Raw genomic sequence first — 14,508 nt, 5'->3', positions numbered from 1 at the left:
CGACACCGGCAGCCTCACCGCCTCCGAACTCGCCCAGCGCCTCCAGGTCAGCCCGGCGTCCATCTCCAAAGCGATCACGTTCCTCGAGGGCCTGGCCCTCGTCCGCCGGGAACGCGACGAACGCCGCCGCGAGCGCTACGTCGTCGACGACGACCTCTGGTACCAGTCGATGATCCGCAGCGCCCGGGCCAACGACCAGTTCATCGAGACCGCACGTCAGGGCATCGGCATCCTCGGCCACGGCACCCCGGCCGCCACCCGCCTCGAAAATGCCGCCCGCTTCCTCGACTTCGTCAGCGAAGGGCTCATCCGCGCCGCGGAACAGGGCCGCGAGGTCCTCTACACCAGAACCGAAACGACCCCGGACGGCACCGCCACGCCACGCTCAGATCACGCATAGACAGCTGCCGCTGAACTCGCCATCTGGGCCCGCGCCGAGGCCGGACGGACCCCAACCGCCGCAGCCGCGCCGGCAGCCGCCGTCACCGCACGAGCCCTCGCCTCGACAGGGGACCACAAGGGCGCCCTGCGCGCGGTCGCCGACGCCCGCTCCCTCGCCGAGCGCCTGGACACCTCGCAAGGCGCCGACACCTGGTTCGGCTACCCCTGGTCATGGACGCCGCAACCTGCCTAAAGGTCGACGGCGACGATTCCGCAGCGGCAGACATGGCTGTTGACGTCTGGCAAAGGCTGCCCCAGACGTATCAGGACGGCTTGATCCGAACCCGCGCCGACGCTCTGCACCAGACGCTCGCCGGCACCGCCCACAACCGACTCGGTGAGGTCCTAGCGGGGTGACCGATGCCGTCGCCGCCACGGAATGGTGGGCCGGGACGATCGCACAAGAGAGGCGCCGCGCTGGCTCAGGTGCGTGGGAGTGCCCCCGCCCTCGGAGCCTTTCCCCTCTGCTGCCCATCAGGCTTTGCCCCAGGTCCCGCACTCTCCGCCCATCAGGTGGCTCCGTTCACCGTCGCTGCGGGATCCGGCATGGACCACATCGAGGACGAGCGGCCATCGCCGGTAGGGAGTCACACCGGGTCCGGCAGGCCCATGAGCGCGAGTTTGGCCGGATCGATCACAGCGGTGATCTCGGTGATGCGGCCATCGGCGACGGTGAAGGCGAGGAGGGCGAGGGGGGTGCCGTCTTCGCTCCAGGAGATGACGCCGGGGCGGCCGTTGACGGTCGCCGCATGTCCTCGTGCCGCACTGCCGGCCACGCGCGCGCGGGGTGGATGCCGCCCTGACCATTCGATGCCACCTGCCCGTGGACTGTCGGGAGCGGGCAGGTGGCCCGCAGCCCGTGGTTCACCTGGTGGCGGTCACGGTCGGGCAGGTGCGGTGGCGGACCCAGGTGGCGCCGGCTGCGACGGCGCCGATCATTCCGGCCGACGCAAAGGGGACGGTGAAGAGGAGCTGGTAGTACCCCACCACGTAGTTCCCGAAGAGGCCGATCGCGACGCCCAGCGCGGCCGCTGCCAGAAGAATGACGGGCAGAGCCTTGGTCAGGGCCTGCATGGTCGCTTCGCGCGCGAGGGCGCCATAGTGCTGGAGCGTCCCGCGCACGGCGCGCCGGACCATGAAGAAGGCGGCAAGCACGCACACGGGCAGGCCCACCCACATCAAAGGGACGCCGGGATTGGGGAACTTGCGCACCTCCCACCGCGGGGGTCCGTCGAGCGTGGTGGTCATGGATTCGAAGCTGGGGTCGAGGAGGTGGGACCAGCTCACAAACCAAAAGGCGAGGGTGGCAAGGGCGGGTAGAGCGGCGCCCTGGGCCGCCGCGATGGCGGTTTCCTTCAGGTGCCGGTGCACCGGCAGCAGACCGCGTTCGTCGGCCCAGGAGGTGGCCAGTGCCTCGATGTCCCCGCCGATGTAGTCCGCGACCGACCGGCCGTCCGAGGAGGCGGCAGTCAGGTCCGCGGCCAGCTCCTCGGCCATCTCTTCGGCCGTGTCCTGTTCGACGCTGAGGCGGCGCCACGTCTCCGTGGCCTTGTGTATCGCGTCCTCGACCGTCAGTGTCATGATTCCTCCCGCGCAGGGTGGCCGATGATGGAGCCGATGCGCGTGGCGAATTCGCCCCAGTCGCGGCTCGACGCCCGGAGCATCCGCATGCCCGCTTCGCTGGGCCTGTAGTAGGTACGGGCGGGGCCCCCGTCGCCGCTGCGGCGTTCGATCTCGACCAGCTCGCGTTTACGCAAGCGCGCCAGCGCCGGGTAGATCGAGCCGTCCGCGACATCGAGTCCGGCCTTGGCGAGCGCGAAGGAGGCGTTGGTCCGCGCCGGCCAGTCGTTGGAGAAGGCGACGCTGACCTGCCGGCACTCGAATCGCGAGTGGCACTCGGATGGTGAGCGGCAACAGGACGTCGCGGGTGGGCTGGACGACCTCGTGCGGGCCGCTCGCGGCGAGCCCGGTCAGACGCCTTCTGGTACGGATCTGGTGCGGGACGCCTGAACCGGTCCGGGCAACAAACAAGGCCCAGGTCTCCGACCTGGGCCTCAACTATGGAGCGGGTGACGGGAATCGAACCCGCGCTCTGAGCTTGGGAAGCTCATGTTCTACCATTAAACTACACCCGCGTAATCCCGCCTCGGATCCGAGAGCGGAACATCGTCGCACACTCTACCCCATCGCCGTCCGCCGGTGCATTTGGCGTTTCCGGGGTGTGCGGAGGAGGCGCAGGCGTGACGCGGAAGCGGCGTGGCCGGAGGGCTTCGGGCGGGTGTGGCGGGTGCGTCGTGGGGGTGGGATGCGGCTGCGGGGTGCGGGAGTTGGGGCGTACGGTGGGGGCTCGGAGTGCCGCCTGCGAGGGCGCCCAGTTCATCCCCTAATGTGGCTTTTGTTGTCCACGCAGTTGGGAGAGGGACTTGATGGAGCGCACCGTCGTACGTTGTGCCGAGGGCCACGTGTTCAGCACCGCTTCGTTCCCCATGCAGACCACCGACCGGCTCGGTCCCGGACGGTTGCTGCGGTGCCCGCGCTGCGCTCGGCTGCGGCAGTCGGTTCCGGTGGAGTACGCCAAGAGGTAGCGGAGTACGCCAAGAGGTAGCGGACGGGGTAGCCGCAGCGAGAGCAGCGGGAGTAGTAGGAGCAGTACGGAAGGAAGTGGAAGGGCCCGGTCCCCTCGGGGGGCCGGGCCCTTGCCGTGCGGTGGGGGAGGTGCGGGCGCGTATCCTCGTCTGCGTGCTTCTCTCAGACAAGGACATCCGGGCCGAGATCGACGCTGGTCGGGTGCGTATCGACCCCTATGAAGAGTCGATGGTGCAGCCGTCCAGTATCGACGTGCGCCTCGACCGCTTCTTCCGGGTGTTCGAGAATCACCGCTACCCGCACATCGACCCCGCCGTCGAGCAGGCCGACCTGACCCGCGAGGTTGTTCCGGAGGGGGACGAGGCGTTCATCCTGCACCCCGGTGAGTTCGTGCTGGCCTCGACGTACGAGGTCATCACCCTGCCGGACGACCTCGCGTCGCGGCTGGAGGGCAAGTCCAGCCTGGGGCGGCTGGGGCTGCTGACGCACTCGACCGCCGGGTTCATCGACCCGGGTTTCAGCGGGCATGTCACGCTCGAGCTGAGCAATGTCGCCACGCTGCCGATCAAGTTGTGGCCCGGCATGAAGATCGGGCAGCTGTGCATGTTCCGGCTGACCTCGCCGACCGAGCACCCGTACGGCAGTGACCGGTACGGCTCCCGCTACCAGGGGCAGCGCGGCCCGACGCCGTCCCGGTCGTTCATGAACTTTCACCGTACGCAGGTCTGAGCGGACCGCGGACGGGGCGGGCAACAGCGACGCACGAGGCGACGGGTAACAGGCGACAGCCGGCAGAAGGTCTGAGAGAGAATTTCGTGAGTGGTGTACGGGAGAACCTGACGTACGAGCGGTTCGGCGGGGCGATCCGCGAGCTGGCGCAGACGATCGCGGACGACGGCTACGAGCCCGACGTCGTGCTGTCCATTGCCCGCGGCGGCGTTTTTGTTGCAGGCGGTCTGGCGTACGCGCTGGACTGCAAGAACATCCACCTGGTGAATGTGGAGTTCTACACCGGGGTGGGGACCACTCTGGAGATGCCGGTCATGCTCGCGCCGGTGCCGAATGCGATCGACTTCTCGCAGAAGAAGGTGCTGATCGCGGATGACGTGGCGGATACGGGCAAGACGCTGAAGCTGGTGCATGACTTCTGCGTGGGGACCGTGGCAGAGGTCCGCAGCGCGGTGATCTATGAGAAGTCGCACTCGCTGGTGAAGTGCGAGTACGTGTGGAAGCGCACGGATGAGTGGATCAATTTCCCGTGGAGTGTCGAACCGCCCGTCGTGCGCCGTGACAATCAGGTGCTCGACGCCTGAGCGAGGCGTGTAGCGGCAATGAGTGCCGTGGCGTCGCCGACTTCCCTTTTTTGTCAGGGAGTTGATAAGGCGGCACTCTTTTGACGCTGCCCTCTGCGCGGCTTTCGGCCAATACCGTTCCGGGTGTTCCGCCGGTGCTTACCTCCGAGTAAAAACCGGCGGTAACAGCAGACCGGAGGGGAGGCCCAATGGTGCGTGCGGGATGGGTGCGGCGGGCGGATTCACGACGGCGCGGGCGGGCGGACTTACGACGGCGCCGGCGGTTCGGTGTCTTCGGTGTCTTCGGCGTCTTCGGTGTGGCGATCGCGGCGGGTGGCCTGGTGGCGGGCGGGATCGCCGGGGCCACCCCGGTCGCCGCTGCACCGGGGGCTCATTCCGGCGCGGTGGCGGGGAAGCCGCTGCCGCCCGAACTGGAGAAGATCCGGGCCGAGGAGGCCACCAAGCTGTACGGCGACCCGGCGGAGCGGCCGGTCGGGGAGCGGAAGACCTCGTTGATCTCGCTGGGGGACAGCGAGATATCGGGGGAGGGCGTCGGGACGTACGAGCCGGGGACCGACGGGCCCAGCAATTGGTGTCACCGGTCCCCGGATTCCGCCGTGCACCGGACCGGTATTGCGGCGGATGTGACGTACAACGTCGCGTGCTCGGGGGCGTACAGCGGGAATATCCGGATCGGTGGGAGCAAGCAGTATCCCGATGAGCTGGTACAGAGCGACAGTCTGGCGATCAAGGCGCGTAATACCCGGCTGAAGATGGTGCTGCTGGTCGCCGGGGCCAATGACGATCTGCAGTTCGGGCCGGTGATGACGGATTGCGTCGAGCGCTGGTTCCTGCTGCAGGGGACCTGTGAGCCGAAATACCGGCCGGGGTGGCAGGCGCGGGTCGACGGGCTGGTGCCCAAGGTCGAGCAGACCGTGCAGGATCTGCGGACCGTGATGCGGGACGCGGGATACGCGGACGGCGACTACCGGCTCGTGGTGATGTCGTATCCGAGTCCTATCGGGCCGGATGTGGAGGACAATCCGCAATTCCCCGGAAAGCTGCCGGGCGGCTGCACGGGTTATACGTCCGATGCGGGGTGGGGACGGAATGCCGCCGTACCCACCTTCGAGGAGGGCGCGCGGAAGGCCGCGCGGGACACCGGGGCGGCCTATCTCGATGCCTCGCGGCTTTTCCACGGGCACGAGGTGTGCATGGAGGATCCCTGGGCCCGCGGGCTGTACGTCAACATCTCCAACCCCTTCCCGCCGGACGCGAATTCGGTGCGGCAGTCGTTCCATCCCAATGCGCGCGGACACGGCGCGTTCGCGTCGTGCCTGACGCAGCTGTATGCGGCGTCGGGGCTGCGGGAGGCGTCCTGCACGGATCCGGCCGGCAGCGGGCAGCCGAAGCTCTACGCCGGGGCCTGGGACGACGCGTACCGGCCGCTGAAGAACGCCGGTACCGGCAGCTGTGTGGATGCGGCCGGTGCGTCCAGCCGTAACGGGACGGCGGTCGGCGGCTGGGACTGCACCGGGCAGCGCCATCAGAGCTGGTGGTACGACCAGGACCCGGGGCAGAAGTCGCTGCATGTGGGGCTGACGCAGGACCGGTGCCTGGATGTGCCGGGCGGACGGTACGAGCCCGGGGCCGCGTTGGTGCTGTGGAACTGCTCGGCGGCGGCCAACCAGCAGTTCGTACGGGACGGGGCCGGCGGGACCCTCCGGCCGGCCGCGGCGACATCGCTGTGCCTGACGCTGGCCGGGGCGAAGGAGCCGCTGCGGCTGCAGGCGTGTGACGGCTCGGCCGGGCAGCGGTTCGCCTGAGGGACCCGGTACGGCTGACGGATCCGGTACGCGAAGGGCCCGCTACGGATGTCCGTAGCGGGCCCTTCGGTGTCCTTACGGCCGGAGGAGGGCGGCGGTCAGATCGTGCCGAGCTTGAGCAGGGCCAGCAGCGCGACCAGCTGGATGGCGGAGGCGCCGAGCGCCTTGGGCCACGGCAGGTCGTGCGACTTGCTGACCATGGAGGTGAGCAGGAAGCCGGTGGCGAGCCAGGTCAGCCAGCCCAGGACCTGGACGACCGGGCTGTCGCCGCCGAGGAACATGGCGAAAAGCAGCCGGGGCGCGTCCGGAATCGTCATGATCAGCATGCTCAGGCCGATGGTCGGCGCCCAGGCGCCGTCGCCGCCGAGCTGGCGGGCCATGGTGTGGGTGACCGTGCCCAGGATCAGGCTGCCGATGATGAACATCACGGCGGTGATCCCCACCCAGGGGATGCTCTGGGAGAGGGTGGCGTGGAGCACATCCTCGCGCGCCTTGTCGAAGCCGAAGACCGCGAGCAGGCCGTAGATGAAGGTGACGGTCAGCGCCGGGCCCCACACCTGGTGGTCGCGCATCTGCCAGAACGTGGGCGCGGGGCGCAGCACGATGCCGGACAGCAGCTGCTTCCAGTGCAGCCGGGGGCCGGCCGGCGGCGCGGTGGTCTGGCCGGCGCGGTAGGTGCCGCCGTCCGCGTACTGGCCGTCGGGGCCGGGGCCGTTGTCGTACTGGTCGGGGTGCGGGCCGTACGCGTCCGGGGCCTCGCCGATGCTGAACTGGCGGGTGTGACCTGCGTTGTTGTCGTCTGAGTACGGGGCGTGAGCCTGCTGCTGGGGGTCGTAGCCGCCGCCGTCGCCGAAGTACTCCGGCTCGCCGTGCTGCCCCTGCGGCGGGCCGCTGTAGCCCTGCGGTGGCTGCGGCTGCTGCCACTGCCCATGCGGGGGCGGGGGCTGCTGCCCGTACGGTCCTTGCTGTCCGTACGGAGCCTGCTGCCCCTGGTGAGCCTGCTGTCCGTCCTGCGCGGTACGGGGATCCCGTCCGCGACCCATCCTGAATCCAGCCACAACATCGAAAGTACCTGGTCCGTGGGGATTGGGTGGCCGACCGCGAAGAGTGGGCGGGGGTTTGCTGCTGACCTGTGACATCCCCTAAGGGACGGCTCAGGGGGAACCCGTAGGGGACAGGCGGGGCGCGCCGGGCGTCCAGCGGAGGGTCAGCTCCGGCAGGTTCTCCATGTTGTCGCTGCCGTCGCCGGTCGCGATGACCGTGAAGCCGTGGTGGGCGTAGAAGGCGCGGGCCCCGGTGTTGAGGCGGAAGACGTGCAGGGTCAGGCCGTCGGGGCTGAGCCGCTGCGCCGCGGCGAGGAGGCGGCTGCCGATGCCGGTACGGCGGACGTCCGGGCGGAGGTAGAGGTGGTCGAGGAGATCGCCCTGCACGGCCGCGTAGCCCAGAATCTCCGGGCCGCGGACCGCCACCAGGGTGCGCGACTGCGGCAGCACGATCTCGCGGATCCAGCGGGTGACCTCGTCGTGGGTGCGCTGCTGGGGCGGCAGGTACGGCATGGCGGCGCGGCGCGAGGCCAGGTGGAGGGCGGCGATGTCGGGGGCGTCGGTGGGGCGGGCGTGGCGGATGTGGAGGGGTGGGGCGGGAGTTGCGGGGGTGTCGTCGGCCATACGGTCATGGTTGGGGCGGGGCGCGTGGCGGGCAACCGGATTCCGGTGGCGGGGCCGGCGGCGCAGCGGGGCCGACGCCGAGGCGGGACGGGCTACGCCTCGCCGTCCGCCCCGCTGCGGCACGCCGGGTGCCCCCAGCCGTCCGCGTTCTTGGCGATGGGCTCGCCCGCCGCGTACGAGCGGCCGCAGCGGCAGCGGCCGGGGAACTTGGCGTTGAGGGTCCGTGCCGAGGCCCGCGCGGTGCGCCCCCGGGTGGCGGATGACGCGGATTTCGCGGGCGAGCCGTTGGTACGACGGCGGGTGCCGCCGGGCCGCGGGGTGTCGGGCGAGGGCGGCGGTACCGGGGAGTCCAGCGCGCTGCCGGCGGGTTCCTGGAGGGTCGCGGCCTGGCTCGCGGCACGGTCGGCGAAGTCGTTGAGGGGGTCGCCGTCCACCTGGTGCGCGGGCACGTACCGGAATTCCACCGAGCGCCCGGCGAGCAGCTCGTCGATACGCATCACGAGCTCCTGGTTGGCGACCGGCTTGCCCGCCGCCGTCTTCCACCCCTTGCGCTTCCAGCCGGGCAGCCAGGTGGTGACCGCCTTCATCGCGTACTGCGAGTCCATCCGGATCTCGGCCGGGACGGCCGGGTCGGTGGCCTCCAAAAGGCGCTCCAGCGCCGTGAGTTCGGCGACATTGTTGGTCGCGGTCCCCAGCGGACCGGCCGCCCAGCGGGTCGCCGTGCCCCCGTCGTCGCCAATGACCCAGGCCCAGCCCGCGGGTCCGGGGTTTCCCTTCGAGGCACCGTCACAAGCGGCGATCACGCGTTCTGCCATGCGGGCGATGATGTCAGGCGGGTGGCGGGTGGGCGAAACCGTCCCTGTGGCCCGGCCCGGGCCCCGGCCTAGGCGGCCCGGTCGCACCGTAAAACGGACGCCGTCCTCGCTTCCTTCGGCGCGATCTCGCACCACACGAACTTCCCGTTGGGGCCGAGGAGCTGATCGCTGAGCGTGAACCATCCCCAGTCGTCCGCGCACATCTCCACGAGGTAGAGCCCGCGCCCGCCCTCGTCGTCATGGTCGATCGGCCGAAAGTCGGGCGCCCGGGAGTCCATGTCCCAGACCCCCAGCCGCAGCGACTCCCCGCACCAGCGGACGCGCAGTGAGGCGGGGCCCTCCGTATGGCGGACGGCGTTGGTCAGCAACTCGGTGGCGAGCAGTTCCGCGTCCTCGGTGAGGCCGGCGAGGTGGTGCGCGGTGAGGATGCTGCGGAGGGTGTGGCGGGCGATGGGGATGGCTCGGGGGTCGTTGGGGATGTGGACGCTGTACTCCCATGAGGTTTCGGGGTCCATGGGTCGTCCTCCGGGGTGGAGTGCTGTGGAGTGGCTTCGGTCTGCCGTGCGGTGGCGTTGCCGTCCGCTGGTGGCCGGGCAGGGGGCGGTGCACTGCCGTCTTGTCGGCGCACCGGTAATCGATGCATCACCTAACGTAGGGGTCAGATCTGATCCGGAACAGTCTTGACCCCGGATGTCACCCGGAAGTGTGTGGCCCACTTCTGTGGGAGGCAGGCAGACTCTCAACGGACAAGGGAGAAGGGATACATGCCGGCAAGGACCATCACCACGGCACGCCAGGAGCGCCTCGGCGCCGAGCTGCGCAAGCTCCGCGAGCGGGCCGGAATGACGATTCGCGAGGCTGCCCGCGCGACGGGGATCGACCAGACCAAGATCTCCCATACGGAGGCGGGGCGGGTCGGCGTGAGCGGGGACCGGGCGCGGCACTTCGCGACGCGGTATCTGTGCGATGACAGCGTGCTCGTCGACGCGCTGGTCGATATGGCGGTCGAGCGTGGGCACGGATGGTGGGAGGAATACCGTGAGGTGCTGCCCGATGGCTTTCTTGACCTCGCCGAACTCGAGTACCACGCGACGTTTCTACGGACAATCGAGATCTCGCATATCCCGGGCATCATGCAAACCGAGGATCAAGTGCGGGCCGTCTACTCGTTCTCGGTTCCGGAACTGTCGAAGAGTGAACTCGAGGCGCGAGTGGCGCATCGGCTGCGCAGGCGCGTCGTCTTCGATAGGGAGCCACCTCCGGAATGCGACATCGTGATCCACGAGGCAGCGCTTCGTATCCGGGTCGGTGATCGCAAGGTGGCGCGTGCTCAACTGGCGTACTTGCTAAGCGAGTCCGAGCGAACCAATGTGTCGTTGCGTGTCGTACCGTTCGACGTGGATGGCTTTGGAGCCCACCCCATGCTGTACGCCGGTGGCCCGGTGCGACAGCTCGATACCGTGCACTTGGACACGGCGCACGGCGGCACATTCCTGAGTGCGGAATCCCAACTGCACAAGTACGAAACCGTATTCCGCAGGGCGTTGCGGTCGGCGCTCGGAACGGAAGCTTCGCGAGACCTTATGCGCCGGGTGGCGCGGGACATGTGAGAGGCGTGGCAATGGGTGAGGAACGGTGGCAGAAATCGTCATACTCGGGCGGCGATGACGCTCCCAACTGTCTCGAAGTGGCCTATGCGCAAGCGGGGGTGTCGCTCAGGGAAAGCGACACCCCCGACGACACGATCACGGCGTCACAAGGCCCGTTGCAGGCGTTCATACGGGCCGTGAGGGCGGGCCGCATTGACGAGGGGACGGCGTAACCGAGCGCGGCGGGGCGGAAATTGATCTGACGCCGTGTGCACGTCGCAGCCAGGATGCAGGCCATGACCTTCACCACCGGACCCGTCATCCCCGCCGGAAGTCTCTCCGCTTCCGTTCAGCCCTCGATGCCTTCGCGGGACGGTGAGTTGCTGCTGCGGCCCTGGGCCGCGGACGACGCCGCCGTATGGCACGGCGCTTACGAGGACCCGGTGATCCGGCGCTGGCACATGCGGCGCCTGGCCTCGGTGGCGGAGGCGAGGGAGCGGATCGCGGACTGCGGGCGGAGCTGGCAGCAGGAGCGGGCGGCCCAGTGGGCGATCACCGATGCCGTGGGCGGCGCGATACTCGGGCGGATGGCCCTGCGCTCGATGGATCTTGAGCAGGGGACCGCCGTGTGCGCGTACTGGGTGCTGCCGCATGCCCGGGGGAAGGGCGTCGCCCCGCGGGGTCTCAGGACGTTGGCGGACTGGGCGTTCGACAAGGTCGGGTTCCACCGGCTCGAGCTCGAGCACTCGGACCGTAACGAGGCGTCCTGCCGGGTGGCCACGAAGGCCGGCTTCGCGGCAGAGGGCATACGGCGCAGCGCGCATCTGCATGCGGACGGCTGGCACGACATGCACCAGCACGCCCGGGTGCAGGGCGACGTCTGAGGGGACGTCTGAGGGAGAGCACCTCTGCCGGCCCCGCGCCGTCGCCTCAGCCCCGGACCACGCTGCCGCCGCGGCCCCGTACCGCCCGCTCGTACAGCGCGCGCGCCCGCCGGTCGAAGAGCACCGCGACCGATTCGCGGTCCGTGTCGCCGCCGCTCAGGACGCCGATGAGGCGGCCGGGACGAACCGCGTCCCGGTGGTCCGCGAGCCAGGGGCCGCCGCTGGTGCCGGGCCAGAAGCCGGGGCATTCCATACGGATCATGTACGGCTCGTCGGGGTCGCGGCGGGTGCGGGTGGTGCAGGAGACGGGGCGGTTGCGGGGGTTGTGGTCCTCGTTGGGGTAGCCGGTGACGGTGACGCGGCGGCGCGGGGACGAGGACCAGTCGGGGGCGGCGGCGCCGACGACGTCCTGGATGCGGCGGCCGTGCTTGTCGGGGGCGACGGTGAGGAAGGCGTAGTCGCCCTGGTCGTCGTTGTCGTCCTTCCACAGGGTGTGGACGTGGAGGGCGGTGACCTTCCACGTCCCGTACGGGTAGCGGGCGGATGGCGAAGGGGAAGGGGACCCGGACCCGGCCCCCGAGAACTGCGGGGCGAAGCGGAGGTCGCCCTTGAAGGGCCCGGCCTCGTAGCCGTCCGCCTCGTCCTCTTTGTGGAAGTAGACGCAGTGGGCGGCGGTGGCGAGCAGGTTCCGGCCGGGGCTGTCGACCACGCTCGCCGTACACCAGTGGTCGTTGTCGCTGGTGAGGACGCCGACGAAGGGGAGGGGGCCGCCGGCCGTGGAAGGGGGTGGCGGGGCGCCGCAGCCCGTGAGGAGGGCGGCCAGGGCGGGGAGGATCAGAAGGCCGGCGCGCAGCCGGGCCGTGTGGTGCGTAGTCATGACGTTCGGGGAGAGGACGAGGGAGCCGTACGGGTTCCGTATCCCGGAACGCCGACGGCCGGCCCCGCAGCGAGCGGGACCGGCCGTAGGTCAGGGAGAGAGCGGCGCTACTTCACCGGCTCCGGCTCCGGAGCGTCCTCCGACTCCGCTTCGTCCGTGGGGTCGAGCGGGGTCCTGACGGAATCCAGGAGGAGCTGGGCCACGTCGACGACCTGGATGGACTCCTTGGCCTTGCCGTCGTTCTTCTTGCCGTTGACGGAGTCCGTCAGCATGACGAGGCAGAACGGGCAGGCGGTGGAGACGATGTCCGGGTTGAGGGAAAGGGCCTCGTCGACGCGCTCGTTGTTGATGCGCTTGCCGATGCGCTCTTCCATCCACATCCGGGCACCACCGGCGCCACAGCAGAAGCCGCGCTCCTTGTGGCGGTGCATCTCCTCGTTCCGCAGGCCCGGCACCTTGGCGATGATCTCGCGCGGGGGTGTGTAGACCTTGTTGTGGCGGCCGAGGTAGCAGGGGTCGTGGTAGGTGATCAGACCCTCGACCGGGGTGACGGGGACGAGCTTGCCCTCGTCCACCAGGTGCTGCAGCAGCTGCGTGTGGTGGATGACCTCGTACTCGCCGCCGAGCTGCGGGTACTCGTTCGCGATGGTGTTGAAGCAGTGCGGGCAGGTCGCGACGATCTTCTTGGACGACTTCGGCTTCTTGGTCGACTCGTCCTCGTCGTCCTCGCCGAAGGCGGCGTTGAGGCTGGCGACGTTCTCGGCGCCGAGCTGCTGGAAGAGGAACTCGTTGCCCAGGCGGCGCGGCGAGTCACCGGTGCACTTCTCGTCGCCGCCCATGATGGCGAACTTGACGCCGGCGATGTGCAGCAGCTCCGCGAAGGCCTTCGTGGTCTTCTTGGCGCGGTCCTCGAGGGCGCCGGCGCAGCCGACCCAGTAGAGGTACTCGACCTCGGTCAGGTCCTCGATGTCCTTGCCGACGACCGGGACCTCGAAGTCGACCTCCTTGGTCCATGCCAGGCGCTGCTTCTTGGCCAGGCCCCAGGGGTTGCCCTTCTTCTCCAGGTTCTTGAGCATCGTGCCCGCCTCGGACGGGAACGAGGACTCGATCATCACCTGGTAGCGGCGCATGTCGACGATGTGGTCGATGTGCTCGATGTCGACCGGGCACTGCTCGACGCAGGCGCCGCAGGTGGTGCAGGACCACAGGACGTCGGGGTCGATGACGCCGTTCTCTTCGAGGGTGCCGATCAGCGGGCGCTCGGCCTCGGCGAGGGCCGCCGCCGGGACGTCCTTGAGCTGCTCCTCGGTGGCCTTCTCCTCGCCCTCCGCGTCCTTGCCGCCGCCCGCCAGCAGGTAGGGGGCCTTGGCGTGTGCGTGGTCGCGCAGCGCCATGATCAGCAGCTTGGGGGAGAGCGGCTTGCCGGTGTTCCAGGCGGGGCACTGCGACTGGCAGCGGCCGCACTCGGTGCAGGTGGAGAAGTCGAGCAGGCCCTTCCAGGAGAAGTGCTCGACCTGGGAGACGCCGAACTGGTCGTCCTCGCCCGGGTCCTCGAAGTCGATCGCCTTGCCCTCGCTGGTCATCGGCTGCAGCGCGCCGAGCGCCACGTCACCGGATGCCTCGCGCTTGAACCAGATGTTGGGGAAGGCCAGGAAGCGGTGCCAGGCGACACCCATGTCCGTCTTCAGGGCGACCGTGATCATCCAGATGAAGGAGGTCGCGATCTTCAGGCCGGCGAAGAAGTACGTGAGGGTCTGGAGCGTGGAGACGTCCATCCCCTCCAGCCACGAGACCACCGGGTACGAGACGAAGAACGAGGCCTCGTAGCCGTCCACGTGGTGCTGGGCGCCTTCGAGCGCGTGCAGCATGAAGATGCAGACGCCGACGATGAGGATCACGGCCTCGACGAAGTACGCCTGGCCGATGTTGGAGCCCGCGAAGCGGGACTTGCGGCCCGGTTTGTCCGGCCTGTTCAGCTGCCGGATGACGATGAGGGTCAGGATGCCCAGCGCCGTCATCGTGCCGAGGAACTCGACGAAGACGTTGTACGGCGCCCACTCACCGATGATCGGCAGGAGCCAGTCGGCCTTGAAGAGCTGCCCGATGGCGTTGACGATCGTCAGCAGCAGCGAGAAGAAGCCCACCGCCACGAACCAGTGCGCCACGCCGACGATGCCCCAGCGGTTCATGCGGGTGTGGCCGAGGAACTCCTTGACCACCGTGACGGTGCGCTGCGCGGGGTCTTGCGTCCGGGTGCCTGCGGGCACGGACTGGCCGAGCCGCATGAAGCGGAAGATCTGCAGGATGGCACGGCCGAACAGCGCGACGCCGACCGCGATTAGGACCAGCGACACGATGATCGCGGCGAGTTGCATGGGTGGCTCCTCGGGCCTGCGAGAGCGGGAATCTTGAGCGGATGAGCGAGAACGGTTACGGAACTACTAAGCGGTAACTTTTCGGGTCTGGGCCTGAGGTTACCCAGGTTCGGGGGCCCCATGAAGCCGCACGGCCGGTGATCTGTGTCGCGCAGG

At 69.2% G+C, this 14,508-nt stretch carries 16 protein-coding genes, 1 tRNA gene and 1 pseudogene; 8 read left to right on the top strand and 10 right to left on the bottom strand.

Annotated elements, in window-relative coordinates; genetic code table 11:
- Window positions 1-400: MarR family transcriptional regulator (locus AB0D04_RS32165; RefSeq protein WP_362710509.1), on the top strand; the 400-nt coding region annotated here is incomplete at its 5' end.
- A gap of 628 nt (window positions 401-1,028) precedes the next feature.
- Here the strand turns inward: AB0D04_RS32165 and AB0D04_RS32160 are convergent.
- From AB0D04_RS32160 to AB0D04_RS32150, 3 genes and pseudogenes are all read right to left on the bottom strand, one after another.
- Window positions 1,029-1,226, bottom strand: a pseudogene (locus AB0D04_RS32160) (RNA polymerase subunit sigma-70); the annotation flags it as partial.
- Window positions 1,227-1,305: 79 nt separating this feature from the next.
- Window positions 1,306-2,022 (bottom strand): hypothetical protein, encoded by a 717-nt coding sequence (locus tag AB0D04_RS32155; protein WP_362710507.1) that lies wholly within the window; start codon window positions 2,020-2,022, stop codon window positions 1,306-1,308.
- Window positions 2,019-2,198: a hypothetical protein gene (locus AB0D04_RS32150; protein ID WP_362710504.1), complete on the bottom strand. Its 180-nt coding sequence runs from the start codon at window positions 2,196-2,198 to the stop codon at window positions 2,019-2,021. The genes AB0D04_RS32155 and AB0D04_RS32150 overlap by 4 nt, the downstream gene beginning before the upstream one ends.
- Before the next feature lie 49 nt (window positions 2,199-2,247).
- Between AB0D04_RS32150 and AB0D04_RS32145 the strand changes: the two genes are divergently transcribed.
- The gene (locus tag AB0D04_RS32145; protein ID WP_362710501.1) at window positions 2,248-2,451 is read left to right on the top strand and encodes a hypothetical protein; all 204 of its coding nucleotides are present in this window, start codon (window positions 2,248-2,250) and stop codon (window positions 2,449-2,451) included.
- A 51-nt stretch (window positions 2,452-2,502) separates the two neighbouring features.
- On the opposite strand, the gene AB0D04_RS32140 is transcribed toward AB0D04_RS32145, so the two are convergent.
- Window positions 2,503-2,576, bottom strand: a tRNA-Gly gene (locus AB0D04_RS32140).
- A gap of 604 nt (window positions 2,577-3,180) precedes the next feature.
- On the opposite strand from AB0D04_RS32140, the gene dcd reads away from it, so the two are divergent.
- The 3 genes from dcd to AB0D04_RS32125 all read left to right on the top strand — a co-directional run bounded on the left by dcd (window position 3,181) and on the right by AB0D04_RS32125 (window position 6,145).
- Window positions 3,181-3,756, top strand: coding sequence for a dCTP deaminase (gene dcd / locus AB0D04_RS32135; RefSeq protein ID WP_362710498.1), 576 nt, complete (start codon window positions 3,181-3,183; stop codon window positions 3,754-3,756).
- An 86-nt stretch (window positions 3,757-3,842) separates the two neighbouring features.
- Window positions 3,843-4,340, top strand: coding sequence for a phosphoribosyltransferase (locus AB0D04_RS32130; protein ID WP_362710496.1), 498 nt, complete (start codon window positions 3,843-3,845; stop codon window positions 4,338-4,340).
- Between the two features lie 188 nt (window positions 4,341-4,528).
- Window positions 4,529-6,145 (top strand): ricin-type beta-trefoil lectin domain protein, encoded by a 1,617-nt coding sequence (locus AB0D04_RS32125; protein WP_362710493.1) that lies wholly within the window; start codon window positions 4,529-4,531, stop codon window positions 6,143-6,145.
- A gap of 98 nt (window positions 6,146-6,243) precedes the next feature.
- Here AB0D04_RS32125 and AB0D04_RS32120 read toward each other — a convergent pair whose 3' ends face one another.
- The 4 genes from AB0D04_RS32120 to AB0D04_RS32105 form a co-directional block, all read right to left on the bottom strand.
- On the bottom strand, window positions 6,244-7,188 hold the full coding sequence (locus AB0D04_RS32120) for a Yip1 family protein (protein ID WP_362710491.1): 945 nt from the start codon (window positions 7,186-7,188) through the stop codon (window positions 6,244-6,246).
- A 111-nt stretch (window positions 7,189-7,299) separates the two neighbouring features.
- Window positions 7,300-7,812 carry a GNAT family N-acetyltransferase gene (locus tag AB0D04_RS32115; protein WP_362710489.1) on the bottom strand — a complete coding sequence of 171 codons (513 nt, stop codon included), beginning with the start codon at window positions 7,810-7,812 and terminating at the stop codon, window positions 7,300-7,302.
- A gap of 92 nt (window positions 7,813-7,904) precedes the next feature.
- Window positions 7,905-8,639 (bottom strand): ribonuclease H, encoded by a 735-nt coding sequence (locus tag AB0D04_RS32110; RefSeq protein WP_362710514.1) that lies wholly within the window; start codon window positions 8,637-8,639, stop codon window positions 7,905-7,907.
- A gap of 56 nt (window positions 8,640-8,695) precedes the next feature.
- Window positions 8,696-9,142: an ATP-binding protein gene (locus tag AB0D04_RS32105; RefSeq protein WP_362710486.1), complete on the bottom strand. Its 447-nt coding sequence runs from the start codon at window positions 9,140-9,142 to the stop codon at window positions 8,696-8,698.
- 249 nt (window positions 9,143-9,391) lie between these two features.
- On the opposite strand from AB0D04_RS32105, the gene AB0D04_RS32100 reads away from it, so the two are divergent.
- The 3 genes from AB0D04_RS32100 to AB0D04_RS32090 all read left to right on the top strand — a co-directional run bounded on the left by AB0D04_RS32100 (window position 9,392) and on the right by AB0D04_RS32090 (window position 11,100).
- Complete coding sequence (locus AB0D04_RS32100; protein ID WP_362710483.1) at window positions 9,392-10,237, top strand: helix-turn-helix transcriptional regulator; 846 nt, start codon at window positions 9,392-9,394, stop codon at window positions 10,235-10,237.
- A gap of 11 nt (window positions 10,238-10,248) precedes the next feature.
- Entirely contained in the window at window positions 10,249-10,449 is a 201-nt protein-coding gene (locus tag AB0D04_RS32095; protein WP_362710480.1) for a DUF397 domain-containing protein, read from the top strand.
- 63 nt (window positions 10,450-10,512) lie between these two features.
- Window positions 10,513-11,100, top strand: coding sequence for a GNAT family N-acetyltransferase (locus tag AB0D04_RS32090; protein WP_362710477.1), 588 nt, complete (start codon window positions 10,513-10,515; stop codon window positions 11,098-11,100).
- A 46-nt stretch (window positions 11,101-11,146) separates the two neighbouring features.
- On the opposite strand, the gene AB0D04_RS32085 is transcribed toward AB0D04_RS32090, so the two are convergent.
- Together AB0D04_RS32085 and AB0D04_RS32080 are read right to left on the bottom strand one after the other, a co-directional pair.
- The gene (locus AB0D04_RS32085; RefSeq protein WP_362710474.1) at window positions 11,147-11,977 is read right to left on the bottom strand and encodes a trypsin-like serine protease; all 831 of its coding nucleotides are present in this window, start codon (window positions 11,975-11,977) and stop codon (window positions 11,147-11,149) included.
- A gap of 107 nt (window positions 11,978-12,084) precedes the next feature.
- Window positions 12,085-14,352 carry a (Fe-S)-binding protein gene (locus AB0D04_RS32080; protein ID WP_362710471.1) on the bottom strand — a complete coding sequence of 756 codons (2,268 nt, stop codon included), beginning with the start codon at window positions 14,350-14,352 and terminating at the stop codon, window positions 12,085-12,087.
- Window positions 14,353-14,508: the final 156 nt, after the last annotated feature.

Origin of the sequence: Streptomyces sp. NPDC048483, assembly GCF_040651455.1 — a bacterium.
Classification (GTDB): domain Bacteria; phylum Actinomycetota; class Actinomycetes; order Streptomycetales; family Streptomycetaceae; genus Streptomyces.
This window is presented reverse-complemented; position numbering and strand designations above follow the sequence as displayed.

Excerpts from the sequence above, each read along its gene's own strand:
- AB0D04_RS32100 (WP_362710483.1), top strand. The coding sequence starts at position 9,392 with ATGCCGGCAAGGACCATCACCACGGCACGCCAGGAGCGCCTCGGCGCC.
- AB0D04_RS32115 (WP_362710489.1), bottom strand. The coding sequence starts at position 7,812 with ATGGCCGACGACACCCCCGCAACTCCCGCCCCACCCCTCCACATCCGC.
- AB0D04_RS32125 (WP_362710493.1), top strand. The coding sequence starts at position 4,529 with ATGGTGCGTGCGGGATGGGTGCGGCGGGCGGATTCACGACGGCGCGGG.
- AB0D04_RS32095 (WP_362710480.1), top strand. The coding sequence starts at position 10,249 with ATGGGTGAGGAACGGTGGCAGAAATCGTCATACTCGGGCGGCGATGAC.
- AB0D04_RS32085 (WP_362710474.1), bottom strand. The coding sequence starts at position 11,977 with ATGACTACGCACCACACGGCCCGGCTGCGCGCCGGCCTTCTGATCCTC.
- AB0D04_RS32090 (WP_362710477.1), top strand. The coding sequence starts at position 10,513 with ATGACCTTCACCACCGGACCCGTCATCCCCGCCGGAAGTCTCTCCGCT.
- AB0D04_RS32120 (WP_362710491.1), bottom strand. The coding sequence starts at position 7,188 with ATGGGTCGCGGACGGGATCCCCGTACCGCGCAGGACGGACAGCAGGCT.
- AB0D04_RS32080 (WP_362710471.1), bottom strand. The coding sequence starts at position 14,352 with ATGCAACTCGCCGCGATCATCGTGTCGCTGGTCCTAATCGCGGTCGGC.
- AB0D04_RS32105 (WP_362710486.1), bottom strand. The coding sequence starts at position 9,142 with ATGGACCCCGAAACCTCATGGGAGTACAGCGTCCACATCCCCAACGAC.
- AB0D04_RS32155 (WP_362710507.1), bottom strand. The coding sequence starts at position 2,022 with ATGACACTGACGGTCGAGGACGCGATACACAAGGCCACGGAGACGTGG.